A 24,919-nucleotide genomic window follows, 5' to 3' on the forward strand; every position below is an offset into this window, starting at 1 on the left:
GGGGGCGCTGCCAGCGAATTGGCAGCGCCCCCGTTCTCACGTTCGGGATGAGCTCAGCTCGAGTAGACCTTGGGGTCCAACGTGCCGATGTACGGCAGATCCCGGTACCGCTCCGCATAGTCCAGCCCGTACCCGACGACGAACTCGTTGGGAATGTCGAACCCGACGTACTTCACCGGCACCTCGACCTTCACCGCGTCGGGCTTGCGCAGCAGCGTGCACACCTGCAGCGACCGGGGCTTGCGCGACTGCAGGTTCTTCAGCAGCCACGACAGGGTCAGCCCCGAGTCGATGATGTCCTCGACGATCACGACGTTGCGGTCGGCGATGTCGCGGTCCAGGTCCTTCAGGATCCGCACCACGCCCGATGAGGACGTGGAGGAGCCGTAGGACGAAACGGCCATGAACTCGAGCTGCACCGGGACGGGCAGCGCGCGAGCGAGATCGGCCATGAACATCACGGCGCCCTTGAGGACGGTGATGAGCACGAGGTCGGAGTCACCTTCTGGGTGATCAGCCGCGACCTGCTTGGCGAGTTCGGTGACCTTGTCGCTGATCTCCTGCTCGGTGATGAGCACGGATGCGATGTCGCCGTCGTACACAGACAGGTCCCCTCTGCTTAAGACTGTGGTTCCACAACGAGCCTGCCATGCGCGCGCCGCACGACAAAGCCGCCAGGTAGCCAGACACCGCCCTGACCGCGCCATTCACTCACAAGTGCGTCAACGCGGCGCAGATGCGAATCGGACAGTTCCGGCACGCCTTCATCGATGAGCCACGACCTGACCACTCTGCGTCGCAGTGCGACGGGCAACTCGCTGATGTCGTCGACGGCACAGCAGTCGCCGGCGAACGCGGCGGCCAGGGAGTCGAGTGCGTCACAGTCCTCGCGCAGCTGGGACGCCGTGCGCGCCAACGACGACGAGACGCCGCCCTGCAGCACTTCCTCCAGCAACGGCAGAACCTCCGAACGCAGCCGCACGCGCGTGAACGACGGGTCCGAGTTGTGCGGGTCCTCCCACACGTCGATGCCTTGCTCGGCGCAGAAAGCACGGGTGGTGGCGCGCGACACGCCGAGCAGCGGGCGGCCCCACGGCGGGTCGTAGAGGCGCATGCCGGCGATCGAGCGCGGGCCGGAGCCGCGGCCCAGGCCGAGCAGCACGGTCTCCGCCTGGTCGTCGAGCGTGTGGCCGAGCAGCACCACGCCGGAAGCAGGCCTCAGCGCCGCGTACCGGGCCTTGCGGGCCGCCGCCTCTGGGCCGCCACCCCCGGAGACCTCCACGGTCTCCACCCGCGACACCAGACCGAACTCCGCGCACTGCCGGGCCGCGCGCAGGGCCACGTCGGCCGAACCGGGCTGGAGCTGGTGGTCGACGACCACCGCGGACGCGCCGGGCCGCAACTGGCTCACGCAGCAGGCCAGCGCGAGCGAGTCGGCGCCGCCGGAGACCGCGACGGTCACCGCGTCAGGCGACACCGAGTCCAGGAACCTGCGGACCGCCGTCCGAATCTCGGCGACCGGTCCGTTCACGGCGACACGCGACGCAGCCAGGTCATCGGTTCGGTGATCTCCGCGCGGGTCGGCAGGGTGTCGGCGGACGTCCAGATCGCGTTGAAGCCGTCCATGCCGACCCGCTCGACGACGTACTCGGTGAAGCGCGCGCCTTCTTCGTACTGACGCACCTTCGCCTCCACGCCGAGTGCCGTGCGCAGGATCCGGTCGAGCAGGCCGCCGCCCTTGCGGCGCGCGCTGAAGCGGGTGCGGATCGTCGACACGGACGGCACGACGGCCGGGCCGACGGCGTCCATCACGTGGTCCGCGTGGCCCTCGAGCAAAGTGGACAGTGCGATCAGCCGGTCCAGCACGGCTTTCTGCTGCGGCGACTGGATGAGCTCGATCAGCCCGATCGGACCGTCGCCGGCGCGCAGCTTGTGCCGGAAGTCGCGGATGACCTCCGGCAGCGGTGCGCGTTCCTCGTCCATTGTGGAGAGAAGCGTGGTGACCTGGTCGGAGAAGTACTGGCGCAGCCACGGCACGCCGGTGAACTGCAGGCGGTGCGTGCACTCGTGCAGGCACACCCACATCCGGAAGTCGTCCGCGGGAACGTCCAGAGCCTGTTGCGCGCCAACGATGTTCGGTGCGACCAGCAGCAGGCGCCCGGCGAGCTGCTCGTTCGGGCTGAACGGGTCGTACTGGCCGAGCACCCGCGAGGACAGGAACGCCATCACGACGCCGGCCTGCACTCCGGCCGTGCTCGCGAGAATGCTCGCCATCGCACCGGTCTGGCGCGGCATGGCGGGTGCGGTCAGCGCGGCCAGGCCCTGGGCGGCGGCCGCGACCCACGCCGGGCGGTCGACGACCTCACCCGGCAGCAGCGGCAGCCCCTGACCGAGACCTGTCAGCTCACGGACGTGCACCTCCGACTGCGGCGCGAGCTCGCGAAGTCTGCCGACGACGTGGTCGGCCTCGTCCTTCCCGATCACCGGGCCTGGTCGTACGAGCCGCGTGGCGGTCGAAACCGCCAGCTCCCAGTCCACCGGCCCGAGCTCTGCCTCCGAAACGCCGTTCACGCTTCCGACGCTACCTGCGCACGCCCCGCTACGAACAGCCACAACCCCGCAACGCAGCGGCCATCACGTCCAGCGCCGGCCGCACCTCGGCTTCGGCGCTGCGGTTGCTGGCCGACATGAACGCGAACACCAGCACCCGGCCGTCCACGTCGACCACCATGCCGGCGAGCGCGTTGACCCCGGTGAGCGTGCCGGTCTTGGCCCGCACCCAGCCCTTGCCGGCCGTCGCGTTCCCGCCGTAGCGACCCGCGAGGGTGCCGCTGCCGCCCGCCACCGGCAGTGCCGTCAGCAACGGCCGCAGCTTCGCCGTGCGCGGGTCGTCGAGCGTGGGCTTGGCCGCCGCCGAGAGCACGTCGGTGAGCAGCTTGGCCGGGATCTTGTTCGTCGCCGAGAGGCCGCTGCCGTCCACGAAGTTCGCGGTGGTGAGGTCGAACCCGTTCTTGGTCAGCACGTCCCGCACGGCCTTGACCCCGCCCGCGAACGACGGCTCGTTGCCCGTCTTGATCGCGATCTCGCGGGCGATCGCCTCGGTGAGGACGTTGTCGGAGATCTGCATCATGTTGTCGACGAGCTGCTCGATCGGCGCCGACTTGATCTCACCGAGCACCGGCGCGTTCGGCGGGGCGGCGCCCACCGTGGCACCGGGAGCGCCGATCCGCTGCGCGAACGCGTCCGCGGCCGCCTGCGCCGGGCTGGCAGTGCGCGCACCGTTGACGTTCGACTGGTCGACCCGCCCGCCGTCGAGCATGAACGGCACGATCGGCGCGACCGAGCCGCCGCCGATGTCCGCCTGCTCCCACTGCGGTCCGAGCGCCTCTCCGGTGTAGCGGGTCAGGTCGAACTGGACCTTGGTGACCGCGCCCTTCTGCTTCACCTGGTTGACCAGCTCGTCGAGCGTCGCCGCGCCGGGGTAGACGGACTTGCCGGGCACGCCCGAGATCGTCGGGTCGCCGCCGCCGACGATCACCACGCTGCCGGGCTCCGCGCCCTGGACGACCTTGGTGCTCAGCTGGTCGGTCTTCTCGAGGCTGAGCAGCGCCGCGGCCGCCGTGAGGATCTTGAGGCTCGACGCCGGGGTCGCGGGCGTGGTGTCGCCCTGCTGCCACAGCGCGGTGCCGTTCGCGGGGTCGACGACGCTGCCGGTCACCGTGCCGAGGGCGCTGCTGGCCGCCGGGCCGGTGAGTGCCTGCGTCACGCCGGCGGGTGACGGTGCCGGTGCGCCCGCGGTGGCGGCCTTGACCAGCGGCTGGACGTTGGCGGGCGCGGCCGGGGGCTTGGTTTCGATCGCCTTGGTGCCGCCGAACTCCTTGACCGCGTAGACGGTGGCGCCGCCCAGGGCCGCGACGACCAGCAGGGCGATGACCGCGAAAAGCGCCTTGCGGCCCTTCTTGGGTTCCTCGGTGGTGAGCCGGTCCTCCGGCTCCTCGTCGTACCCGGTGACGGGGAGGTCTCTGGGCTCCGGACGCTTCGGCTGCTCGGCTCGCGGTGGCTCAGGACGGGGTTCCGGACGCGGCGCTGGACGCGGTTCCGGACGCGGTTCCTGGCGTGAGGGCTGCTGCGACTGCGAGGGGTGCTGACGCTGGAGCTGGTCGACCCGCAGCATCTCGGTGCGCTGCGGTGGTGGTGCCTGCTGGCGCTGCGCCTGCTCACTTCTGCCCTGCTGGTCGAACCACGACGGCTCCGAGTGCGGCAGCTGGTCGACCCGCGCGGTCTTGGCGTTCGGGACCGACAGCTCCGTCGTCTTCTGCTCGCCCTTCGGCTCGATCCGCATCGGGACGGCCCGAGGTTCGCCACCGTCTGGACCAATCGCCCCGTGAGACTTCCCACCGGAAGATCCGCCCGCAGGGCCTCCGGAGCCGCCGGAACCAGCAGAAGGTCCACCGGAACCCCCTGAGCCGGATCCCAGACCGTTCGGAGTGGAACGAACGGGTGAGGAGCGCAGCGGCTCCTGAATGGACGGTGGCTTGAGCACCGCGGCGAGCGGGAACCGCATCGTCGGCTGGTCGACGGACGGGCGGCTGACCTGCAACGTCGGTTCACCGGGCGCCGAGTCCGCACCGGCGTCGTCGTCCTCGGTCGGCCACTGGGGGTCGTCCGGCAAGAGAGCCTCCGTCAGCTCGGTACGGGCAATCTCACACCCTCCAGCCGCCGCTCCGATGAGGGTTGACAGGGCGTCGTGGTCCACACTAGTGGCGTCACGAATGGGCTACATGAGCGAGGACCAGTGGAGTTCGACGTCCTGATCGAGATCCCCAAGGGCGTGCGCAACAAGTACGAGGTGGACCACAAGAGTGGCCGCATCCGCCTCGACCGCACGTTGTTCACGTCGACGCAGTACCCCGCCGACTACGGGTTCATCGAGAACACCCTGGGTGAGGACGGCGACCCGTTGGACGCCCTCGTCCTCGTCCAGGAGCCGACGTTCCCCGGCTGCCTGATCGCGGCACGTGCCATCGGCATGTTCCGCATGACCGACGAGAAGGGCGGCGACGACAAGGTTCTGTGCGTCCCGGCCTACGACCCGCGGCACGAGCACCTGCGCGACATCCACCACCTGGCGGAGTTCGACCGCCTGGAGATCCAGCACTTCTTCGAGGTCTACAAGGACCTCGAGCCCGGCAAGAGCGTCGAGGGCGCGACCTGGGTCGGCCGCACCGAGGCCGAGGCGGAGATCCACCGCTCCTACCAGCGTCTCAAGGACGCTGAGGCGCGCGGCGAAACGCTGCACTGAACCAACGCGAAAGGGCCGTCCCCCGCAAGGAGGACGGCCCTTTTTCGTGCTCTGATGCCCTTGAGAACTAGACCGCGATCGACTCCGCGTCCGCGACCCGCTCGAGACCCGACCTGGTCGACAGCGGCTTCTCGCGCAGGAACCACACGAGGACGAACGCCGCCACCATCACGATCCCGCCGGTCATGAAGACCGTGTCGATCGCGCCGGAGAAGCCGTCCAGGAACGGACGCGCCAGCACCGGGTCGAGGTGGTTGAGGAACTCGGTGTTGTTGATGTCCACACCGGACCCGCCACCGCTCTGCAGCTGCTTGGCGAACTCCGGGTTCTGGCTCAGCGCCACCCGGAACGCGTCGGTCTGCATGGCGGCCTTGAGGCCCTCGGCGATCTTGTCGCCGACCGTGCTGAACAGGATCGACAGGAACACCGCGGTACCGACCGTGCCACCGATCTGGCGGAAGAACGTCGCCGAAGCGGTCGCCACACCCATGTCCCGCGGCTCGGCGTCGTTCTGGATCGCCAGCAGCAGCGTCTGCATGCACTGGCCCAGACCGGCGCCCATGACGAACATGTAGATCATGGTCAGCCAGTTCGGCGTCTCGGTGCCGATGGTGCTGAACAGCAGCAGCGCGATCGACATCAGCCCGGCGCCGATGATCGGGAAGATCTTGTAGCGCCCGGTCTGCGCGGTGATGCGACCGCTGATCGCCGTCGCCGAGATGATGCCGAACGTCATCGGCAGCAGCATCAGACCGGAGACCGTGGGCGAGACGCCCTTCACGATCTGCAGGTACAGCGGGATGGAGACCATGCCGCCGAACATGCCGATGCCGAGCACGAAGTTGATGGCGTTGCCCAGCGCGAACGTGTGGCCGCGGAACAACCTGATCGGCAGCAGCGCCTCGTCACCCATGCGGCTCTCGGTGAAGACGAAGGCGATCAGGCCGAGCACACCGATCACGTACATGGCGATCGACGTGCCGGACGCCCAGCCCCACTCGCGGCCCTGCTCGGCCACGATCAGCAGCGGCACCAGGCCGACGGTCAGCGTCAGCGCACCCATGTAGTCGATGCGGTGGTCGACCCGCTTGTGCGGGATGTTCAGCACGCGGGCGACGACGAACAGCGCGAGCAGCGCGATCGGCACGTTCACCAGGAACACCCAGCGCCAGCCGGTGACACCCAGGAACGACGTGAGACCGGCGAACACACCACCGATGACCGGCCCGAGCACGCTGGCCGAACCGAACACGGCCATGAAGTAGGCGGAGTACTTGCTGCGCTCACGCGGCGAGATGATGTCCGCCATGATCGCGAACGCGAGCGACATCAGACCGCCGGCGCCCAGGCCCTGCACCGCACGGAACGCGGCCAGCTCGTACATCGACGTCGCGATGCCCGAGAGCAGCGAACCGGCCAGGAACAGCGAGATCGCCGCGAGGTACATCGGCTTGCGGCCGTAGATGTCGGACAGCTTGCCGTACAGCGGCGTCGTGATGGTCGCGGTGATCAGGTAGGCGGTGGTCGCCCACGCCTGCAGCGTCTGGCCGTGCAGCTGGTCCGCGATGGTCTTCATGGCGCTGGCGACGATCATCTGGTCCAGCGCCGCGAGGAACATGCCCAGCAGCAGGCCGGACAGGATCGTCATGATCTGACGATGTGTCAGGGACGCCCCTGGCGTGGGTGTCGCCTCGGCTGTTGATGACATTTCTAGTCTTCCCCTCCTGCGCGGGTCCCCGTCCCGCGTTCGGTCAAAAGCGCCGGAATCGTGCGCTCGTAGTCCTGGACGAAGCGTTCGAACAGGTCCGCGAAGCCTTTGAAGTCCTCGTCGGGCCAGTCCGCGAACACCTGCTCGATCGCCTCGTTGCGCTGCCGGCGTCGCTTGAAGATCAGCTCACGGCCCGCTTCGGTGACCGCGAGAACGCTGGCCCGGCCGTCCGCCGGATCAGCACGCCTCTCGACGAGCCCGTCCTTGACCAGCCCGGCTACCTGCCTGCTGACCGTGGACGGGTCGGAGAGCACCGCCTCCGCAAGCGCACTCGAGCGGCACTCACCGAGACCGGAGAGCGTCGCGAGGAGCACGAAGGCGGACTTGTCCATGCCCTGCTTGGCCATCTGGTGGGCGACCTGGGCGTGCATCTTGTTCATGCGCACCATCGCCATCCCGACTCGGTCCGCGAGCTCGTGCTCCGGATCGATGCCGGTGCCGAAGCACCTGCCCGGATCGACCATCTGACACCTCGTTGCTTGTAGCACCCAACTAGTTGCTCAGTACAAGCATCCATCTCGGTCCACCAGAACGCAAGTGAGTTCCGAGTCTCACTCCACAGTGGAGCTGTACAAGCGCGGCGAGTAGTTGTTACCGACGGGTAGCAGCATGGGTTACTCACCGGTAGCATCCGTCTCATGAGCCAAGACGTGTCGTTCGTCGCCGATGCCATGAAGCAGGCCGTGCCGTACGTGAAGACCACCGGCATCGAGTTCGAGGAGGTCTCCGCCGGCCGCATCGTCGCGTCGCTGCCGGACGACCCAGCGCTGCACAACCACATCGGCGGGCCACACGCCGCGATGATGTTCGGTCTCGGCGAGTCCACGTCCGGCGCCGTCGTGATGGCCGCGTTCGCCGCGCACCTCGGCAAGGCCACGCCACTCGCCGTCCGTGCGGAGATCGCCTACAAGAAGATCGCGATGGGCGTCGTGCGCGCGGAAGCCGTGCTGGGTCGTTCCGTCGACGAGATCCTGGCCGAACTGGAGTCCGGTTCGCGGCCAGAATTCCCGGTGACGGTGACGCTCACCGACGCCGCGGGCGTGACCACCGGCGAGATGGTCGTGGTCTGGACCTTGAAGCCCGCGCGCTGAACTGGGCATCTCCGTATTTCAGTTCGGACTACCGGTGAACCGAACCGCACCAAATACGTAACCTTGGCCACTCTCCGCTCAGGTAGCACTATCCAGTGTCATGTCGGGGTGGAGAACTGTGGGCGGAGTACTGCTGGTGGTGCTCACCGCGGGTTGCACCGCGCAGGTACACCAGTCGACTCCTGTCGCCGTGGAGAAACCGGTCGAGGACGTGCCGGTGACGACGTCCGCGTCGGTGCCGCCGGCGCAGCTGGGCATCAGCGTGACGTCGATCGTGGACGGCCGCGCCGTGATGCTGTCCGACGGCTCGAAAGCCGAGGTCACAGGCCTCGCCCAGCCGGGACCGTGCTGGGCTGAGGCCTCTGCCGCGTTCGCCAGGGCCATGCTGCTCAACCAGCAGGTGCGCTACGACCGGACCACCGGCGCGCTCACCCTCACGGACGGCACGGACTACACGTTGCTCGCACTGGGCAACGGCGCCGGGCGCACCGCGGGCACCCCGACGGCGGCGCAGCGCGAAGCCGAAGGAGCCGCTCAGCGGGTGCCGATGGGGCTCTGGGGCACGCCGTGCGGTGGCAAGGACACCACCGAGACACCCACTCCCCCGCCTCCGCCACCGCCGCCGGTCACCACGACGACGAAGCCGAAGCCGACCACGACGACGAAGCCCACGCAGAAGCCGGTCTTCTACGCGACCTGCGAGGACGCGCGGCGGGCCGGCGCGGCACCGCTCTACTGGGGGCAGCCCGGCTACCGCGTCGAACTCGACGAGAACCGCAACGGCATCGCCTGCGAGTCCCGGTACCGCTAATACCCTCTGCGGCATGAAGCTGGACAGGAGCGCCGTCGACTACGCCCCCGGCACCGTCGGGGGCATCGCGAAGAGCGCGGAGGACCAGGGCTACGACGGGTTCTGGCTCGCCGAGACCAAGCACGACCCGTTCCTCGCGCTGAGCGGTGCCGCGGCGGCGACCGAGCGGATCGAGCTCGGCACGGCGATCGCGGTGGCGTTCGCGCGCAACCCGATGACCGTCGCGACCACGGCGAACGACCTGCGACTGCTGTCCGCGGGCCGGTTCAACCTCGGGCTGGGTTCGCAGGTCGAAGCGCACATCACCAAGCGCTTCTCCATGCCGTGGAGCAAGCCCGCCGCCAGGATGCGCGAGTTCGTGCTGGCCGTCCGCGCGATCTGGCACGCGTGGGAGACGGGCGAGCGGCTGGCGTTTCGCGGCGAGTTCTACAAGCACACGCTGATGACGCCGTTCTTCGACCCGGGACCGAACCCGCACGGCACCGCGCCGATCTACCTCGCGGGCGTCGGCGGGCTGATGACCGAGGTGGCCGGCGAGGTCGCGGACGGCTTCCTGTGCCACAACTTCACGACCGAGCGGTACCTGCGCGAGGTGACGCTGCCCGCCCTGGAACGCGGCAGGGCGAAGGTGGGCAAGACCTTGGAGGGCTTCGACATCAGCGGTCCGGTGTTCGCCGCCACGACGGACGAGGAGATCGCCGACGTCAAGCGGCAGATCGCGTTCTACGGGTCGACGCCCGCGTACAAGCCGGTGCTCGACCTGCACGGCTGGGGTTCGTTGCACGAGGAGCTGCACCGGATGTCCCGGCGGCAGCAGTGGGCCGAGATGAGCGAGCTGATCAACGACGACGTGCTGCACACGTTCGCCGTCGTCGGGTCGCCAGAGGAGATCAACGCGGCCTTCGACGAACGGTTCGGCGACGTGGTCACCCGCATCTCGCCGTCGAAGGACGTGGTCAGCGCCCGGAGAAGTGGCTGAGACCCTGACGAGCCAGCTCGGCGTGGAAAGCGTCGAGCTCGGCGCGCACTCTGGCGACGCCCCTCTTGCGGATCCACCTGCGTCTGCCGACGTTGGCGGCGGTCAGGGCGAACGGTAGGGCCAGCAAGGTCAGGGCCAGCATCGTGAGCATCTGTCTCCTCAGGGGTTGCGAACGTGCAACGACCAATCGAGACATCGCTTACGGTACCGGGTCCAACGCCACCCAGGTGGAGCAAAGTCACCGACAGCAAGTCAGTTCTTGACTAATTTTGTTTTCGGTGCGACGGTGAAGCCATGTTCGAAGTGGCGGTGATCGAGGATCCGGCAGCGGCCGAGGTGTCGCTGGACCCAGTGCGAGCGCGTCTGCTCGCGGAGCTCGCCGAGCCGGGATCGGCGACGATGCTCGCCGCGCGGGTCGGCCTGCCCAGGCAGAAGGTCAACTACCACCTGCGCACGCTGGAGCAGCACGGCCTGGTGGAGCTGGTCGAGGAACGGCGCAAGGGCAACGTCAACGAACGCCTTCTGCAGGCGACGGCGGCGTCCTACGTCATCTCCCCGACCGCGCTCGCGGCCGTGCAGCCGGACCCGGCGCGTTCCCCCGATCGGTTGTCCGCGCGGTGGCTGCTGGCCGTCTCGGCCAGGCTGGTGCGCGACGTCGGCACGTTGCTGACGGGCGCGACCAAGGCGAAGAAACGCCTCGCGACCTTCGCGCTGGACGGCGAGATCCGGTTCGCCACGGCGGCGGACCGAGCGGCGTTCGCCGAAGAGCTCGCGACCTGCGTGACCCGGCTCGTCGCCAAGTACCACGACGAACAGGCCGAAGGAGGGCGACCGCACCGCGTGATCGTCGCTCTGCATCCCAGCGTCAACGCTGCCAAGGAGGAAGAGTCGTGACCCGCGAGTTCGAGATCAAGAAGGAAGTCGAGGTCGAAGGGACCCCGGAGCAGGTCTGGGAGGCCATCGCGACCGGGCACGGCATCGACTCGTGGTTCATGGGCCCGCACACCGTCGACGGACGTGTCGGCGGCCGCATGACGCTCGACATGGGCTTCTTCCAGGAGGCCTCCACGATCACGGCGTGGGAGCCCGGCAAGCACCTCGCCTACCGGTCCGACGCCGGCGAGGACGGCACGGTCCACGCGATGGAGTACCTGATCGAGGCCCGCGACCAGGGCACGACCGTGCTGCGGTTCGTGCACAGCGGCATCCTCGCCGACGGCTGGGGCGACGAGTACCTCGAGCAGTCCTCGCACGGCTGGGACATGTACCTGTTCACGATGGCCTCGTACGTCAAGTACTTCTTCGGCCGCCGGGGCACGTACGTCTTCGCCCAGGCTCCCGAGCAGCCGGAGGGCACCGACGTGTGGCCGACCCTGATGAAGGCCCTCGGCGTACCCGAGGACTTCCAGGTCGGCGACGAGGTGACGCTGGAACCGTTCGGCATCACCGGTGTCGTCGACTACGGGCACAAGGGCCTGCTCCTCGGCGTGCGCGGTGCCGATGGCATGTACCGCTTCCACCCCGGCGCCTCCGTCGGCCACCACGTGTTCGGTGACGCGACCGGTCAGGCCGAGAAGTGGCAGGCGTTCCTGGCTCAGGCACTCGGGCACGCTTCGTAGACGTGTCGTAACACCGAGGGCATCCATCGCTCACAAATGAGATTTAGCTTCCGGCAGGTGAAAACCCGGTCGCTCTTCTTGCAGCTCCTCGTCGCCGTGGTCGCCGGCGTGCTGGTCGGCCACTTCTTCCGGTCGTTCGGTGCGGACCTGAAACCGATCGGCGACGGCTTCATCAAGCTGATCAAGATGGTGATCGCGCCGCTGATCTTCTGCGTGGTGGTGACGGGCATCGCGAAGGTCGGCGATCTGCGCTCGGTCGGCCGGATCGGGGTGAAGGCCCTGATCTACTTCGAGGTGGTCTCGACGGCCGCGCTCGCGTTCGGGCTGCTGGTCGGCAATGTCGTGCGGCCCGGCGCGGGGATGAACGTCGATCCCTCCACTTTGGACGCCTCCGCCGTCGACGCGAAGACGCAGGGCGGCCACCTCCCCGGCGTCGTCCAGTTCCTGCTGGACCTCATTCCGTCCAGCGTGGTGGACGCGTTGGCGCGCAACGCGTTGCTGCAGGTGCTGCTGTTCGCGGTGTTGTTCGGCTGCGCGCTCGCCCAGCTCGGCGAGCGCGTGACGCCGGTCGTGGACCTGCTGGAACGCATCAACCTGGCGTTCTTCACCGTGCTCGGCTACGTGATGAAGCTGGCACCGCTCGGAGCGTTCGGCGCGATGGCGTTCCTGGTCGGGCAGTACGGGCTGGGCTCGTTGCGCACGTACCTGTGGCTGATCCTGGCTTCCTACGGCGCGGCTCTGCTGTTCTGCTCGCTGCTGGGCGTGATCGCGTGGGTGTTCGCCAGGGTCAACATCCTGCGGTTCATCCGCTACGCCAAGGAGGAGTTCCTGCTCGCGCTCGGCACGGCGTCCTCGGAAGCCGTGCTGCCGCGAATGATGGTGAAGCTGCAGCGGGCCGGCTGCGCACCCACCTCCGTCGGCCTGGTCCTGCCGACCGGTTACTCGTTCAACCTCGACGGCGCCTCGATCTACCTGTCCTTGGCGACCGTGTTCCTGGCGCAGGCGCTGAACATCCCGCTCGACCTCGGCGACCAGCTCACGATCGTGCTGGTGCTAGTGCTGACCTCGAAGGGCATGGCAGGCGTGCCGGGCTCGGCGTTCCTGGCGCTGTCGGCCACGGTCGCCGCGGTCGGGTCGATCCCGGCCGCGGCGGTGGCGTTGCTGCTGGGCGCCGACCGGATCATGGACTCGATGCGCGTCTTCACGAACCTGCTGGGCAACTGCGTGGCGACGTTCGTCGTGTCCCGCTGGGAGGGCATGCTCGATCTCGGGCAGATGCGGTCAACGCTCGGCGATCCACGTGGTGACGACGTGGTCCAGCAGGCCGAGCGTGAGCCTGCCGTGGCCGAGGACGACCTCGTGGAAGTCACGGATGTCGAACGCCGCTCCTAACGCTTGCTCCGCTCTCGCGCGCAGTTCGTCGAACTTGAGGCGCCCCACCATGTACGCGAGCGCCTGACCCGGCTCGGCGAGGAAGCGGTCGACCTCGGCCTCCGCCAGCTCCGGCGGCATCGGGGTGTTGCCCAGCAGGTAGTCGATCGCCTGCTGCCTGCTCCAGCCCTTGGCGTGCAGGCCCGTGTCCGCGACGATCCGGCCCGCGCGCTTGGCGTCCATCGTGAGCATGCCGAGCCTTGCCTCCTCGGTGCTGTACAGGCCCATCTCGTCGGCCAGGCGTTCGCAGTACAGCGCCCAGCCTTCGCTGAAGGCACTGATCAGCGCCTTGCGACGCAGCAGAGGGAGGTCCTGGAGCAGCATGACTCTGGCGCTCTCGAAGTGATGGCCCGGCACCGCTTCGTGGAACGCCGTCGCCTCCCCGACACTGCGGAGCCTGGTGTGCGGATCCTTGGTGTTGATGAAGTACGTGCCGGGCCGGCTGCCGTCGAGCGAGGCGGGCAGGTAGTGCGGCGGTGTGCTCGACGGCACCGACGGCGCTGTTTCCGCGATCACGCACTGTTGTTCGGGGATCGTTCGAAACCATTGCGGGGCAACGGATTCAGCCCTGCTGAGGGCCGTGCGGGCGTCCTCCATCATCTCCGCGGCGCTGGTGCACTTGAGGCCGCTGGGCTTGCGCCCGCCGAACTCGCGTCGCAGGTTCTCGATGAGCCGGAGGCCGGTGACGTGCAGTTCGTGCGGGTCGAGGTCGACGGTTGTGTGCGTGCGGATGGCCTTGCGGTACAACGCCTCGCCGTCCGGCAGCCAGCACAACCCGGCGTGCTCGGTGTCACGCCCGTGCGGCAGGACGTCGTTCGCGAGGGAATCGCGGTAGTTCCGCAGCGCCGGCTCGTGGTGTTCGGCGAGCTGGCGTTCCGCGAGGTGGCGGTCCACGAGTTCGATCGCCTGCTCCACCAGGTGTTTCACCGGCGTTCGACCGGCTGCGATGCCCGCGCGGTGCCGGTCGGCGACCGTTGCGAGGAACCGCGGCACGGCGTGGTGGCTCTTCAGGTGGCCCAGGAAGTACAGCAACTCCGGCACCGCGGACCGCACGTTAGCGCTCACGCCGAACTCGATCGTGCGCGACTCGATCGTCTCGCACTCCGCACGGGCAAGGTGCCGGACCAGGTCCTGGCTGATCCGGTCGTCGAGGGATCGCGGGGTTCGCCGATCCACCTCCGCCGCGATCTCCCGACAGCGCTCGAGGTAGCCCTGATCAGCCTCTTCGCTGTGGTCCTGCAGCACGCCGTCGTCGCGCAGGCCCATCAGGTTCGCCCGCAACGGGTGGTGGTCCAGCATCAGGTCCGACAGCCGCTCGGCGAGGTCACGCATCGGCCAGCCACTCGTCGACGACCTCTTCGAGCAACGCGAGCGTGAGTCGGCCCTGGCTGAGCACCACCTCGTGGAAGTCGCGGACGTCCCTGCCCGCGCTCTCGGCCCTGGCGCGCAGCTCCTGGAACTTCAGCCGCCCCACCATGTACGCGAGCGCCTGACCCGGCTCGCCGAGATAACGGTCCACTTCGGACTCGATCTGCATGAGCCCCATCGGGGTGTTCTCAACGAGGTAGTCGATGGCCTGCTGACGGCTCCACCCCTTGGCGTGCAGGCCGGTGTCGACGACGAGCCGGCCCGCGCGCATGGCGTCCATCGTGAGCATGCCGAGCCTCGACTCGTCGCTGCTGTACAGCCCCATCTCGTCGGCGAGACGTTCGCAGTACAACGCCCAGCCCTCGCCGAACACGCTGATCGGGGCCTTGCGCCGCACCACGGGGACGTCCTTGAGCAGCCCAGCGCGGGAGTACTCGAAGTGGTGCCCCGGCACCGCCTCGTGATAGGCCGTGGCCTCGTCCTCGATCTTCAGGCGGTTCTGCGGTTCCTTGGTGTTGACGAAGTACGTGCCGGGCCGGCTGCCGTCCTCCGAGGCGGGAAAGTAGTGCGGCGGCACGTGCGCGGGCACCGTCGGCGGCGCTTCCTCGATCGCGCACACGTCGTCCGGCATCGTGCGGAACCATTGGGGCGCAGCGGCTTCGGCCTTCGCGACGGCCGTGCGCGCGGCGGCGAGCATCTCCTCGGCGTTGCTGTGCCGGAAGGCCGGATCGTTGCGGATGCGGCCGAACACGTCGTCGCCGTACCGCGCGAACTCCCGCTTGAGATCCTCGATGAGCCTGATTCCGGTGGCGTGCAGCACTTCCGGGTCGAGGTCCTCGGTGGTGTGGGTGCGGATCGCCATCCGGTAGACCGCCTCGCCGCCGGGCAGCCAGCACAGGCCGGGGTGCTCGGTGTCGCGGCCGAGCGGCAGGGCTTCGTCCAGCAGGAAGGCGCGGTAGTTCTCGACAGCAGGCCGGAGAACCTCGTCGATCGCATCCCTCGCGCCGTCGACGACGTCGAACGCGCTGAGGTTCTCGAGGTGCCCGTCCAGCAACGCGACGGCCTGCTCCACCAGGTGCTTCACCGGCGTGCGACCGTCCGCGAAACCCTTGCGGTGGCGCGTGATCATCGTCGCGAAGAACCCGTCGATCCCGCGCAACCGCTTCAGGTACCCGGCCCGGCGCTCCGGTGTGTCGACGGGCAGCCGCGGCAGGAACGCGAGCGTGCCGGGCACCGTCGTGCGGATGTTCGCACTGATGGTGGACTCGATCTGCCGCCCGTCGATCTCGTCCGACTGGGTGCTCACCTCGTGCAGGACGATCCCGACCGTGATGCGTTCGGACAGGTTCGCCGGCTCAAGTTGTGCTGCGACAGCGCGGATCTCGTGCAGCCGCGCCTGGTACCGGTGATCGGCTTCCTCGCTGTGGTCGACGAGGCTCTCGTGGTCGAGATCGAAGCCCATCAGGCTGGCGTCGACCGGATAGCGCTCGAGAATCGTGTCGAAAAGCCGATCGGCGAGCGCGTTGACTTCAGACATCCGTCCCCCAGAGTTACGCCGTTGGGCGGCCATCACCGCCCGTTGTCGCGGGTATGCCCTTCCCATGCGGTGGCTGCTCCTGATCATCCTGCTGACCGGCTGTTCCGCGATACCCCTGTCCCCGGGGACACAGGCCTCAGGGCCACAGGTAGATCGCGTGCCCGCCGGAACCCTCGACGCCGTGGCGGCGCGAACATCCCTGGCGACCCTGCCGTTGAGCGCCCCCGGCCGCCTCGACGGCTACGTGCGCGACTGCGACGACGGCAAAGCCTGCGTGTTCGGCCAGCCGTGGTTCGACACCGACGGCGACGGCTGCGACCAACGCAGCCAGGTGCTGGCCCGCGACCTGACCGCCGTGGAACGCAAACCCGGCCGCTGCAGCGTCCAGTCCGGCACCCTCGACGACCCCTACACGGCCACACAGATCAGCAGCGTGTCGAAGATCCAGATCGACCACGTGGTGCCACTCGCCGAGATGTGGCGCAGCGGCGCGGCCACCTGGCCCCAGGACCGCCGGGTGGCGGCGGCCAACGACCTGCGCAACCTGGTCGCGACCTCCGGGAAGGTCAACCAGTCGAAGGGCGACAAAACGCCGGACGAGTGGATGCCGCCCAACGCCGGATATGCGTGCTCGTACGGGCGGATCTACGTGACGGTGAAGGCGGCTTACGGGATGAGCGTGGCTCCGGCGGAACGGTCAGCGCTGGAGCAGGCGCTCACGACCTGTGGCACACCGCCTGCGACATAAACCGCGGAACAATGCCAATTGATTGACAATTGAGCGTCCACCCATTTGTACCAACTTCGATGACGGCTCCGACAGACCCGAGTTATCCTGATCAGTCCGGCTGTTGCGGCCGACCAGAGGGGTGGGCACGGGTGCTGAAGTCGTTCGCGCAGTGGCTGGAGAAATTCCTCCAGGACGAAGGAGCGGTCGGGTTCGTCAAGGGACTGCTCGGCCTCGTCGCGTTCGGTGCCGTGTTGTCGACTCTGTTCGGAACGGTCGCCATTCGCACGACATTCGTGATCGGCGCAATCGTGCTGGTGCTACTGCTGCTGGTCCACCTGACGACCCGCGTCGCCAAGCTCGAGTCGGAGTCCCGCGAGTACCGCGCCCTTCTGTCCAAGTACTCGTACATGCTGATGGAACTGCAGCCCAGCCAGTTCGACATCAAGGTGTGGGAGCAGGTCGCCGTCATCGACGCCAACGGCGACACGCAGGAGTTCATCACGGTCCACGCCGTCATTCGCCACGCGGAAGCGAAGTTCTTCCGACTGCGCTTCGGCCCCGGCTGGGACCAGCCGAAATGGATCGAGAAGAAGGTCGACGCGAAAGTGCGCAGCCTGCTGGTCGACGGAACAATGGGGCCGAGCTTCCTGGTCACGTCCCATTGGAGCGCGGACGGAAAACTTGACATGGTCTCGCACTTCCACTCACCCGCTGAGGTGGACAGCGAAATACGTCTGGGAATGGAGTGGACCTGGCCAAAGAAATGCGTTCCGCTGATGGTCAACAAGAAGCCGGACCCGTTCACCTTCTACTTCCGGCAACCGGTGGAACGCGCGACCTACACGATCGTCCTGCCGGCGGGAGTGGACGTGCACTGGGACGTGATCGCACTCAACCGGATCCGCGACGACTTCGAGATCACCAGGAGGACCGACGCGGGCCGCGTCGAGATCAAGCTGGCCATCAACAACCTGCCGGCGAACCGCCGGGCCGGCATGCTGCTGGAACTCAAGAGGTAGAACGGCCTGCACACCGCACCAGGCTGTGCAGGCCCCCTGTTACGGGGCACAAAAGCCCTGGTCAGCGACTCACTTGTCGCCGTTCTCGCCGCCCATGTACGACATGGTGTGCGTTCCTCCTTCTGCCTTCAAAAGGTGATGCGCATCAGATCACCCACGCACGGGGCGGAGGTCGAGACTCGCCGGACCCGTTGGTGGACTCATCGCGCGAAGGTCGGCGATCGTAACGAGTCAGGCCTGGTTCACCTTAGGTGACCCCGCGGAAGCGCCTGGTCACTGCTTCTTCCACTGGATACGGCCCGAGCTTAGTCCGCAGTTCAGCTCGAGGCGTTGCGAACGACTAAACAGCAGAGGGGCCAGGTCAGCGAACTGACCTGGCCCCTCCGTCTCACCGAGCCGCCTATCGGAATCGAACCGATGACCTGCTCATTACGAGTGAGCCGCTCTGGCCGACTGAGCTAAGGCGGCGAGACGCGATAACTATAGCCGACACACAGACCCGTCACTCACGGGGGTCGGCTTCGTTGTACGGACCGTGACCGATGTCACCACCTCCTATCCGCCGAGGAGAGGTTCATGCGTCGTTCGTTGTCCGTGCCGCTGGCCGGGGTGCTGCTCGCGCTCGTCGCAGCGCCCGCGCTCGCGCAGCCTCCCACCACGCCGGTGCCTGGGCCGCGTGACCCGAATCAGCCGCCGGCGTCGGCGCCGAACGGGCCGCAACCGCTTGCGCATGCGGTTGGGGATGCGGGGACCGGGCTCACGATGATTCGGCTCGGGCCGCAAGGGGTGCCCACGAACACGATCCTGCCTGGGCTCGGGGACCAGTTGCCCAAGCAGTCGGTCACCGAGTTCGGGTTCGGGCTGGCGAGTGCGCAGGTCAACACCGAGGCGTTCCTGAGCACCGAGCGGGTCGTGACGCAGGCCAATCCGTTCGGGTTCGCGGTGGCCGGGCGGTCGCCGCAGTCGCCGGGCACGCTGGTGCAGACGGCCATTCCGGACAATCCGCAGCCGACCAACGGTGGGTTGCCGATTCCGGAGACGCCGCTTGGCAAGTTGAAGCTGCTCAACGGCAGCGTGCACGCACGGTGGGACGAGAAGCTCGGGCCGTGTGTCAGTCCGCTGGCCACGGCCAAGACGTCGCTGGCCGGCCTCGAAATCCTCAGCGCGTTGCCGGCTGAGGTGCCGTTGCCGGTGAAGACCAGCCTGCTCAGCGTTCCGGACGCGTTCGAGGCGAACTCGGTCGTCAGGCTCGTGGATCTGCCCGGTAGCAAGAACAAGGCGGTCGAGTCGACGTCCACGATGCGGGCGGTCAGCGTCGAGCTCGCGGGTGGCATCAAGATCGACGTCGCCACGCCGCCGACGCTCACGGCCACGGCTACCGGGGACGAGAAGACTTCGAAGATCACGTACACGGCGCCGGTGCTCAGGGTCAGTCAGAACGGCAAGGAGCTCGGCACGCTGGACGCCGCGCATCCGACGCTGGACGTCCCGTTGTTGCTCGATCTGGTCGTCGTCAGGCTGCAGGTCGCGGGGCTCAACGAGAAGAAGGCGAGCTTCACGGGCAACGGGTTCAGCGGGTTCCAGCTCGGGGCCACGGCGCGGATGCTCGACGTGCAGCTGTTGCCGACGGACAAGCTGAAGCTGCCGAACCTGCCGACGGCGCTCGCGCAGATCTCGCTCGGCGAGCAGATCGTGCGGGCCGCGGCGCCGCAGGGTGGCGTGGTCTGCGGGACCTCTCAGCCGCCGCAGACCGTTCCTGAGCAGCCCGGCGGTCCGGCGGCACCTCCTGCGCAGAAGGCGCCGCCGCTCGCCTACACCAACGCCGCGTACCAGTCGATCCCGCTGTTCTGGACCGGTACGGGACTGCTGCTCGCGGGCGTGGTGATCTTCGCCGCGCTGCCGGTCAGAGGCCGATCGCGCGGCCGAGCTCCCGAGGTTTCAGAACCCTGAGCAACGCCTCCATGAGGTAGTAGTCGCCGTAGGGCAGGGAAACCTCGATGCCCACCTCGATGCGGCGGTTGCGGGTGCCGCGCGCCAGGATGGCCTCGTGCCGTTCGGAACGGGTCGTCAAACACGTGCGGCACAACGCGTCCAGGATGCGCAGCGCGGCCACGTAGTAGGAAACACGACCCGTGGCGTGAAAGAGGTCGATCAACCCGCACGCCATGATGGCGCCCGCCGACGAGTCCTTGACGTCGTTGGGCGCCAACGGTGAGCGGTAGTCCCACACCGGGATGTGGTCCGGGGTAAGGGCGTCCAACGCGAAGTCAGCGAGTTTCCGAGCAGCATCAAGGAACTCACGCCTGCGCGTACGCCGGTACATCGTCGTGAACCCGTAGATGCCCCACGCCTGTCCGCGCGACCAGCACGACGTCGGGCTGTAGCCCTGGTTCGTGTTGGGCCCGATGTCCTCCCCCGTCTCCGGGTTGAAGTCGAAGACGTGCGGCGTGGACCCGTCCGGGCGGATGAACTTCGCGCGCGTGGTCAAAGCGTGCTGCACAGCCACGTCCAGGAACCGCGACTCCCCGGTCTGCTCCGACGCGAACGTCAGCAGGTCCAGGTTCATCATCGTGTCCATGATCGCCCGGCCCGCGTTGTTCGGCGTGCCGAGCGCTCCCCACGCCCTGATGAAGCGGCCTTTTTCGTTGTACCGCTGGATCAACGACGACGCGGCCTGCACCGCACCGTCCCGCCAGGAGACGTCACCGGTGAGCCGGTACGCCGTCACCCACGACGGGTAGAACAGGAAGCCCAGGTCGTGGATCGACGTGTCGGTGCGCCGCGGCGACAACCGCAGCGCCGACTCGACCGCCCACTTCCTGAACTGCTCGTCGCCGCTGTCCAGGAACGCGAGCCAGTGCATGCCCGGCCAGAACCCACCGACCCAGCCGCCGGAGTTGACGTAGATCCACTTCTCGAACTTCGTCTCCTCGGGGAACGAGGTGACGTTCGGCGCGACCTGGCGCAGCTTGCCGAGCGCGTAGTCCAGCGACTCGCGGAACAAGCGATGGGAAGACGCCGACGCAACCCCTGCAACCCCGGCCACAACCGGAGCCGCGGCAGCCGCGCCGAGCAGCGTTCTGCGACTGAACGTCATGGCACCATCCATCCGAGCACGGGGGTGGACTGGAGATAGGCGATCACGCACATCGCCAGCAGCAGCAACAGACTCCAGCCGAACACCTTGCGGAACAGGTCGCCCTCACGTCCCACCAGACCTGCCGCCGCGGTGCCGATGGCCAGGTTCTGCGGCGAGATCATCTTCGCCATCACGCCACCCGAGCTGTTCGAGGCACCGAACAGGAACGGCGACGCGCCGAGCTGTTGTGCCGCAGTGACCTGCAGGCCGCCGAACAACGCGTTGGAGCCCGCGTCCGTACCGGTGATCGCGACGCCGAACCAGCCGACGACCGGCGACAGGAACGCGAAGAACGCGCCGGTCCCCGCGAGCCAGAGGCCCAAAGTCGTGATCTGGCCCGAGTAGTTCATGACGTACGACAGCGAGAACACGGCGAGGATCGCCAGTATCGCCCAGCTGAACTGCTTGATCGTCTGACCGTAGATCTGCGCGGCCTTGGCGGCCCCTATGCCCAGCACGGCCATCGTGATCAGGCCGGACAGGAACAGCAGCGATCCCGTCGCGGATGCCCAGTTCAGCGCGTACTCGACCTTGATCGGCTTGCCGTTCGGCGCGACCAGGTGCATGCCGGGCCATGCGAACTTGTACGTCAGCGAGTCGAGGAACTTCTTCACCGGCACGATCTGGGCGATCGAGAAGATCACCACGATGATCGCGTACGGGCTGAAGGCGGTGATCACGTCGCGCCGCGAGTCCGTGGTCGAGCCACCGGCGATCACCGGCGGGATCGAACGCGCCGGCTGCCACACGCGCATGAAGCCGATCACCGCGAGCACCGACACGACGGCCGCGATGATGTCGCACAGCTTGTAGGACCAGAAGTTCGAGACCAGGTACTGCGTGATCGCGAACGAACCACCCGCCACCAGCGCGGCCGGCCACGCCTGCTTGACGCCGCGCTTGCCGTCCACCACGAAGATCAGCACGAACGGCACCAGCAGCGCCAGGATCGGCACCTGACGGCCGGTCATCGCACCGAACGTGTCCGCGGGCAGCCCGGTGACCGTGTTCAGCACCGTGATCGGGTTGCCCATGCCGCCGAACGCCACGGGCGCGGTGTCGGCGATCAACGCCAGCGCCACCGCCTTCATCGGGTCGACGCCCAGAGCGATCAACATGACCGAGCAGATCGCGACCGGCCCGCCGCCACCCGCCAGCGCCTCGAGCAACGCGCCGAACGAGAACGCGATGACGATCGCCTGCACGCGCTGGTCGTCCGAGATCGAGCTGAACGACCGCCGCAGCACCGCGAAGTGTCCGCTGTGGACAGTCAGGTTGTAGATCCAGATGGCGTTGAACGTGATCCACAGGACCACGAGCACGCTGGTGGCGGCACCGAACGCCGCCGAGTTGAGCGCCTGGCCGAGCGGCATCGAGTAACCGACGATCGCGACGCCGATGGCGAGCGCGAGCGCGGTCAGACCCGCCCAATGAGCCTTCCACTTGAGTCCGCCGAGCAGCACCAACACTGCCACGAGCGGGATCAACGCGAGCAGAGCCGACAGGAACAGCGAGCCCGTCGGATTCGGGTTCTGCTGGTACACCAAGGCCGCCTTTCACATGCCTGAACTCGTCTCCGGCGGCGGGGAGACGAGAGCCTTGTTCCATTACACGGAACGTAGTTCCATATTGGTCGGCGCACATCGTGTCACTCCGCCGCCCCGATCGGAAGGCATCCTCAGATGCAAATCAGGCACTCGACCCATCCGGCGCAGTTGCCGGGCTTCGACACGGACGGGCTGCGGCAGCACTACCTCGTGGACGACCTCTTCGTACCGGGCGAGATCCGGACCGTCTACACGCACGAGGACCGCATCGTGCTCGGCGGAGCGACCCCGTCACCAGGCAAACCACTCAAGCTGGAAAGCGCTTCCCCGCTGCGATCTGCGCACTTCTGCGAACGCCGCGAGCTCGCGGTCCTCGCCATCCGCGGTACCGGAACAGTTACCGTGGACGGAACCGAACACAAACTCGGTACGCGCGACTGCCTCTACGTGGGCCAAGGCGCCGTAGACGTCGAGTTTCACGCCGCCGACGACGACACCCGCTTCTACCTCTTCTCCACCCCGTCACACGCCTCGTTCCCCACCTCGGTAGCCCGCTTCGACGAGGTGGACGTCCTCAAACTCGGCGACCAGAGCACCGCGAACGTCCGCGAAATCCGCAAGTTCGTGCACACCGACGGCATCCGCTCGTCACAACTGGTCCTGGGCGTGACATCACTGGCCCCGGGCAGCGTCTGGAACACCATGCCGCCACACACCCACGACCGCCGCACCGAGTGCTACCTCTACTTCGACCTGCCAGAAGAGCACCGCGTCATCCACCTCTGCGGCGAACCGCAGAACACCCGAAACATCGTGGTGCGCAACGAAGAAGCCGTGATCTCCCCGTCGTGGTCCGTCCACAGTGGAGCAGGCACGCACTCCTACACCTTCGTCTGGGCCATGGGCGGCGAGAACCAGGCTTACGACGACATGGACCCGGTAGCCGTGACGGAGCTCCGGTGACCTTCTCCCTAGCAGGCAAAACCGCCGTGGTAACCGGCGCCCGCACCGGCATCGGCCGAGCCATCGCCCAAGGCCTCCACGACGCGGGCGCCACCCTGATCCTGATCGGCCGAGGCGACCTATCCGACGTGGCCCCAGCCCTCGCCACCGTCTCAGTCGACCTCGCGGACCCGGCCTCGATCGAACCGGCACTGGCCCCGATCCTCGCCGAACACCGCGTAGACATCCTCGTCAACAACGCGGGCACCATCCACCGAGGCGCCGCCGTGGACGTCTCACTGTCCGACTGGCAACGAGTCATGGCCGTCAACCTCGACTCGGCGTTCGAGATCTCGAAGCTCTGCGGCCGTCAGATGGTCGCGAACGGCAGCGGCAAGGTAGTCAACATCGCCTCCCTGCTGTCCTTTCAGGGCGGAATCCTCGTCTCGGCCTACACCGCCTCCAAGCACGCCCTCGTCGGCATGACCAAACTCCTCGCCAACGAGTGGGCAGCCTCAAACGTGCAGGTCAACGCCATAGCCCCGGGCTACATCGAAACCAACAACACCGCCCCGCTCCGCGCCGACCCAGACCGCGAACCCGCGATCCGCCACCGAATCCCAGCCGGCCGCTGGGGCACCCCCCAAGATCTGGTGGGCCCAGCGGTGTTCCTTTCGTCCGCCGCGTCCGATTATGTGACCGGACACGTACTGGTGGTCGATGGAGGCTGGCTGGCGAGATGACCGATACCGCCGTCGAAAAAACGCTCGCCGTGCTGGAGGCCCTGGCCGACCACACGCGCATCACAGACATCGCGCGAGTAACCGGCCTGCCCAAATCCACAGTCCACCGCCTGCTCCAGGCAATGGTGGACCGAGGCTTCGCCACCCTGGGCTCGGACGGCTACCTCACCGGCCCCAGGGTCCTGGCCCTGGCAGGCAAGGTCCTGCGCCCTCTGGACACAGTGGAGCGAGCACGGCCATTCCTTCGCTCGTTGCAGGAATCCACAGGCTGCACAGTGCACCTGGCCGTGCTGTTCGGCGACGAACTCGTCTACGTGGACAAGATCGAGGCCAACAAGCCCTACCGCATGGCCTCCCGCCTGGGCATGTCACTCCCAGCCCACGGCACAGCCATCGGCAAGGCCCTGCTGGCCTCGCTCCCACCCTCAGAACTGGACGCCTACATCACCAGAACAGGCCTCCCAGGCAGAACACCACGCACGATCACCTCGTCCTCACGCCTGAAATCGCAACTGTCCCGGGTCCGCCGATCGCGATTCGCTCTGGACGACGAGGAAAACGAGCTAGGAGTGCGCTGCGTGGGCGCCGCGATCAAAGACCACACAGGCACAGTGATCGGCGGCCTGTCGGCCTCATCTCTAGCAATGGAGCACTCGCTACAAGAGCTGATAGCGCTAGGCCCACGGGTACAACGAGCGGCAGACGAGGTATCAACAGCACTCGGCTGGATCTAACGCGAAGCCGAAGGCGAGCCGACCCGATGGCGAAGCCGAGGCGTCTTTAACGCTTGAAACGGGAGGTTCCGGTGGGTGGTCCCGTCACGAGTCGTGCCTCAGCTCTTGCTGCAACCAGGCAGGGGTGTCAACTCGACACGCTTTTCGTCGAGTTGACAC

Annotated in this window: 24 protein-coding genes and 1 tRNA gene; 13 read left to right on the forward strand and 12 right to left on the reverse strand. The window is 67.6% G+C overall.

The window, feature by feature from the left end:
• Nucleotides 1-53: 53 nt before the first annotated feature.
• The 4 genes from hpt to dacB are packed head-to-tail and all read right to left on the reverse strand — an operon-like array spanning nt 54 to nt 4,672.
• Complete coding sequence (hpt, locus tag ACWGE0_RS41700) at nt 54-602, reverse strand: hypoxanthine phosphoribosyltransferase (RefSeq protein WP_030477529.1); 549 nt, start codon at nt 600-602, stop codon at nt 54-56.
• A 17-nt stretch (nt 603-619) separates the two neighbouring features.
• Entirely contained in the window at nt 620-1,531 is a 912-nt protein-coding gene (tilS, locus tag ACWGE0_RS41705) for a tRNA lysidine(34) synthetase TilS (protein WP_452266406.1), read from the reverse strand.
• On the reverse strand, nt 1,528-2,571 hold the full coding sequence (locus ACWGE0_RS41710; RefSeq protein WP_452266407.1) for a zinc-dependent metalloprotease: 1,044 nt from the start codon (nt 2,569-2,571) through the stop codon (nt 1,528-1,530). The genes tilS and ACWGE0_RS41710 overlap by 4 nt, the downstream gene beginning before the upstream one ends.
• A 28-nt stretch (nt 2,572-2,599) precedes the next feature.
• Nucleotides 2,600-4,672: a D-alanyl-D-alanine carboxypeptidase/D-alanyl-D-alanine endopeptidase gene (dacB, locus tag ACWGE0_RS41715; protein WP_452266408.1), complete on the reverse strand. Its 2,073-nt coding sequence runs from the start codon at nt 4,670-4,672 to the stop codon at nt 2,600-2,602.
• A 123-nt stretch (nt 4,673-4,795) separates the two neighbouring features.
• Between dacB and ACWGE0_RS41720 the strand changes: the two genes are divergently transcribed.
• Complete coding sequence (locus ACWGE0_RS41720; RefSeq protein ID WP_167979739.1) at nt 4,796-5,302, forward strand: inorganic diphosphatase; 507 nt, start codon at nt 4,796-4,798, stop codon at nt 5,300-5,302.
• A gap of 67 nt (nt 5,303-5,369) precedes the next feature.
• On the opposite strand, the gene ACWGE0_RS41725 is transcribed toward ACWGE0_RS41720, so the two are convergent.
• Nucleotides 5,370-7,010 carry an MDR family MFS transporter gene (locus ACWGE0_RS41725; RefSeq protein WP_452266409.1) on the reverse strand — a complete coding sequence of 547 codons (1,641 nt, stop codon included), beginning with the start codon at nt 7,008-7,010 and terminating at the stop codon, nt 5,370-5,372.
• A gap of 2 nt (nt 7,011-7,012) precedes the next feature.
• Nucleotides 7,013-7,534, reverse strand: coding sequence for a MarR family winged helix-turn-helix transcriptional regulator (locus ACWGE0_RS41730; protein ID WP_452266410.1), 522 nt, complete (start codon nt 7,532-7,534; stop codon nt 7,013-7,015).
• Between the two features lie 174 nt (nt 7,535-7,708).
• On the opposite strand from ACWGE0_RS41730, the gene ACWGE0_RS41735 reads away from it, so the two are divergent.
• From ACWGE0_RS41735 to ACWGE0_RS41745, 3 genes are all read left to right on the forward strand, one after another.
• Nucleotides 7,709-8,161, forward strand: coding sequence for a DUF4442 domain-containing protein (locus ACWGE0_RS41735; RefSeq protein ID WP_452266411.1), 453 nt, complete (start codon nt 7,709-7,711; stop codon nt 8,159-8,161).
• Nucleotides 8,162-8,279: 118 nt separating this feature from the next.
• Nucleotides 8,280-8,972 carry an excalibur calcium-binding domain-containing protein gene (locus tag ACWGE0_RS41740; RefSeq protein WP_452266412.1) on the forward strand — a complete coding sequence of 231 codons (693 nt, stop codon included), beginning with the start codon at nt 8,280-8,282 and terminating at the stop codon, nt 8,970-8,972.
• 13 nt (nt 8,973-8,985) lie between these two features.
• A complete protein-coding gene (locus tag ACWGE0_RS41745; RefSeq protein ID WP_452266413.1) occupies nt 8,986-9,951 on the forward strand; it encodes a TIGR03617 family F420-dependent LLM class oxidoreductase in 966 nt (321 codons plus the stop codon).
• Here the strand turns inward: ACWGE0_RS41745 and ACWGE0_RS41750 are convergent.
• Nucleotides 9,929-10,102 (reverse strand): hypothetical protein, encoded by a 174-nt coding sequence (locus ACWGE0_RS41750; RefSeq protein ID WP_452266414.1) that lies wholly within the window; start codon nt 10,100-10,102, stop codon nt 9,929-9,931. The two genes, ACWGE0_RS41745 and ACWGE0_RS41750, sit on opposite strands and share 23 nt — an antisense overlap.
• 143 nt (nt 10,103-10,245) lie before the next feature.
• On the opposite strand from ACWGE0_RS41750, the gene ACWGE0_RS41755 reads away from it, so the two are divergent.
• From ACWGE0_RS41755 to dctA, 3 genes are read left to right on the forward strand one after another with little or no spacing between them, the layout of a single operon-like run.
• On the forward strand, nt 10,246-10,845 hold the full coding sequence (locus ACWGE0_RS41755; protein WP_452266415.1) for an ArsR/SmtB family transcription factor: 600 nt from the start codon (nt 10,246-10,248) through the stop codon (nt 10,843-10,845).
• A complete protein-coding gene (locus tag ACWGE0_RS41760; protein ID WP_452266416.1) occupies nt 10,842-11,570 on the forward strand; it encodes an SRPBCC family protein in 729 nt (242 codons plus the stop codon). Before ACWGE0_RS41755 ends, ACWGE0_RS41760 begins: the two co-directional genes overlap by 4 nt.
• 57 nt (nt 11,571-11,627) lie before the next feature.
• Nucleotides 11,628-12,962, forward strand: a complete 1,335-nt coding sequence (gene dctA / locus ACWGE0_RS41765; protein WP_452266417.1) for a C4-dicarboxylate transporter DctA — start codon at nt 11,628-11,630, stop codon at nt 12,960-12,962.
• Here dctA and ACWGE0_RS41770 read toward each other — a convergent pair.
• The gene (locus tag ACWGE0_RS41770; protein WP_452266418.1) at nt 12,852-14,333 is read right to left on the reverse strand and encodes a DUF885 domain-containing protein; all 1,482 of its coding nucleotides are present in this window, start codon (nt 14,331-14,333) and stop codon (nt 12,852-12,854) included. The genes dctA and ACWGE0_RS41770 overlap by 111 nt on opposite strands.
• A complete protein-coding gene (locus ACWGE0_RS41775; protein WP_452266419.1) occupies nt 14,326-15,906 on the reverse strand; it encodes a DUF885 domain-containing protein in 1,581 nt (526 codons plus the stop codon). Before ACWGE0_RS41775 ends, ACWGE0_RS41770 begins: the two co-directional genes overlap by 8 nt.
• 157 nt (nt 15,907-16,063) lie before the next feature.
• On the opposite strand from ACWGE0_RS41775, the gene ACWGE0_RS41780 reads away from it, so the two are divergent.
• Nucleotides 16,064-16,654 (forward strand): HNH endonuclease family protein, encoded by a 591-nt coding sequence (locus tag ACWGE0_RS41780; protein ID WP_452266420.1) that lies wholly within the window; start codon nt 16,064-16,066, stop codon nt 16,652-16,654.
• 131 nt (nt 16,655-16,785) lie between these two features.
• Nucleotides 16,786-17,655 carry a hypothetical protein gene (locus ACWGE0_RS41785; protein ID WP_452266421.1) on the forward strand — a complete coding sequence of 290 codons (870 nt, stop codon included), beginning with the start codon at nt 16,786-16,788 and terminating at the stop codon, nt 17,653-17,655.
• Nucleotides 17,656-18,049: 394 nt separating this feature from the next.
• On the opposite strand, the gene ACWGE0_RS41790 is transcribed toward ACWGE0_RS41785, so the two are convergent.
• Nucleotides 18,050-18,123: transfer RNA gene (locus tag ACWGE0_RS41790), tRNA-Thr, on the reverse strand.
• A 108-nt stretch (nt 18,124-18,231) separates the two neighbouring features.
• Between ACWGE0_RS41790 and ACWGE0_RS41795 the strand changes: the two genes are divergently transcribed.
• Entirely contained in the window at nt 18,232-19,605 is a 1,374-nt protein-coding gene (locus ACWGE0_RS41795) for a hypothetical protein (protein ID WP_452266422.1), read from the forward strand.
• Here the strand turns inward: ACWGE0_RS41795 and ACWGE0_RS41800 are convergent.
• Both ACWGE0_RS41800 and ACWGE0_RS41805 read right to left on the reverse strand, forming a co-directional pair.
• Nucleotides 19,559-20,752, reverse strand: a complete 1,194-nt coding sequence (locus tag ACWGE0_RS41800) for a glycoside hydrolase family 88 protein (protein WP_452266423.1) — start codon at nt 20,750-20,752, stop codon at nt 19,559-19,561. The genes ACWGE0_RS41795 and ACWGE0_RS41800 overlap by 47 nt on opposite strands.
• The gene (locus ACWGE0_RS41805; RefSeq protein ID WP_452266424.1) at nt 20,749-22,338 is read right to left on the reverse strand and encodes an L-lactate permease; all 1,590 of its coding nucleotides are present in this window, start codon (nt 22,336-22,338) and stop codon (nt 20,749-20,751) included. Before ACWGE0_RS41805 ends, ACWGE0_RS41800 begins: the two co-directional genes overlap by 4 nt.
• Before the next feature lie 138 nt (nt 22,339-22,476).
• On the opposite strand from ACWGE0_RS41805, the gene kduI reads away from it, so the two are divergent.
• Genes kduI through ACWGE0_RS41820 form a run of 3 tightly spaced genes read left to right on the forward strand, consistent with a single transcriptional unit; the run spans nt 22,477 to nt 24,760 of the window.
• Nucleotides 22,477-23,304 (forward strand): 5-dehydro-4-deoxy-D-glucuronate isomerase, encoded by an 828-nt coding sequence (gene kduI, locus ACWGE0_RS41810; protein WP_452266425.1) that lies wholly within the window; start codon nt 22,477-22,479, stop codon nt 23,302-23,304.
• Nucleotides 23,301-24,026, forward strand: a complete 726-nt coding sequence (locus ACWGE0_RS41815; RefSeq protein ID WP_452266426.1) for an SDR family oxidoreductase — start codon at nt 23,301-23,303, stop codon at nt 24,024-24,026. The genes kduI and ACWGE0_RS41815 overlap by 4 nt, the downstream gene beginning before the upstream one ends.
• On the forward strand, nt 24,023-24,760 hold the full coding sequence (locus ACWGE0_RS41820; protein WP_452266427.1) for an IclR family transcriptional regulator: 738 nt from the start codon (nt 24,023-24,025) through the stop codon (nt 24,758-24,760). The genes ACWGE0_RS41815 and ACWGE0_RS41820 overlap by 4 nt, the downstream gene beginning before the upstream one ends.
• Nucleotides 24,761-24,919 lie beyond the last annotated feature (159 nt).

The organism is Lentzea sp. NPDC054927 (genome assembly GCF_053610285.1).

Excerpts from the sequence above, each read along its gene's own strand:
- ACWGE0_RS41725 (WP_452266409.1), bottom strand. The coding sequence starts at position 7,010 with ATGTCATCAACAGCCGAGGCGACACCCACGCCAGGGGCGTCCCTGACA.
- ACWGE0_RS41730 (WP_452266410.1), bottom strand. The coding sequence starts at position 7,534 with ATGGTCGATCCGGGCAGGTGCTTCGGCACCGGCATCGATCCGGAGCAC.
- ACWGE0_RS41735 (WP_452266411.1), top strand. The coding sequence starts at position 7,709 with ATGAGCCAAGACGTGTCGTTCGTCGCCGATGCCATGAAGCAGGCCGTG.
- ACWGE0_RS41745 (WP_452266413.1), top strand. The coding sequence starts at position 8,986 with ATGAAGCTGGACAGGAGCGCCGTCGACTACGCCCCCGGCACCGTCGGG.
- ACWGE0_RS41750 (WP_452266414.1), bottom strand. The coding sequence starts at position 10,102 with ATGCTCACGATGCTGGCCCTGACCTTGCTGGCCCTACCGTTCGCCCTG.
- ACWGE0_RS41755 (WP_452266415.1), top strand. The coding sequence starts at position 10,246 with ATGTTCGAAGTGGCGGTGATCGAGGATCCGGCAGCGGCCGAGGTGTCG.
- ACWGE0_RS41770 (WP_452266418.1), bottom strand. The coding sequence starts at position 14,333 with ATGCGTGACCTCGCCGAGCGGCTGTCGGACCTGATGCTGGACCACCAC.
- ACWGE0_RS41775 (WP_452266419.1), bottom strand. The coding sequence starts at position 15,906 with ATGTCTGAAGTCAACGCGCTCGCCGATCGGCTTTTCGACACGATTCTC.
- ACWGE0_RS41795 (WP_452266422.1), top strand. The coding sequence starts at position 18,232 with ATGCGTCGTTCGTTGTCCGTGCCGCTGGCCGGGGTGCTGCTCGCGCTC.
- ACWGE0_RS41800 (WP_452266423.1), bottom strand. The coding sequence starts at position 20,752 with ATGACGTTCAGTCGCAGAACGCTGCTCGGCGCGGCTGCCGCGGCTCCG.
- kduI (WP_452266425.1), top strand. The coding sequence starts at position 22,477 with ATGCAAATCAGGCACTCGACCCATCCGGCGCAGTTGCCGGGCTTCGAC.
- ACWGE0_RS41820 (WP_452266427.1), top strand. The coding sequence starts at position 24,023 with ATGACCGATACCGCCGTCGAAAAAACGCTCGCCGTGCTGGAGGCCCTG.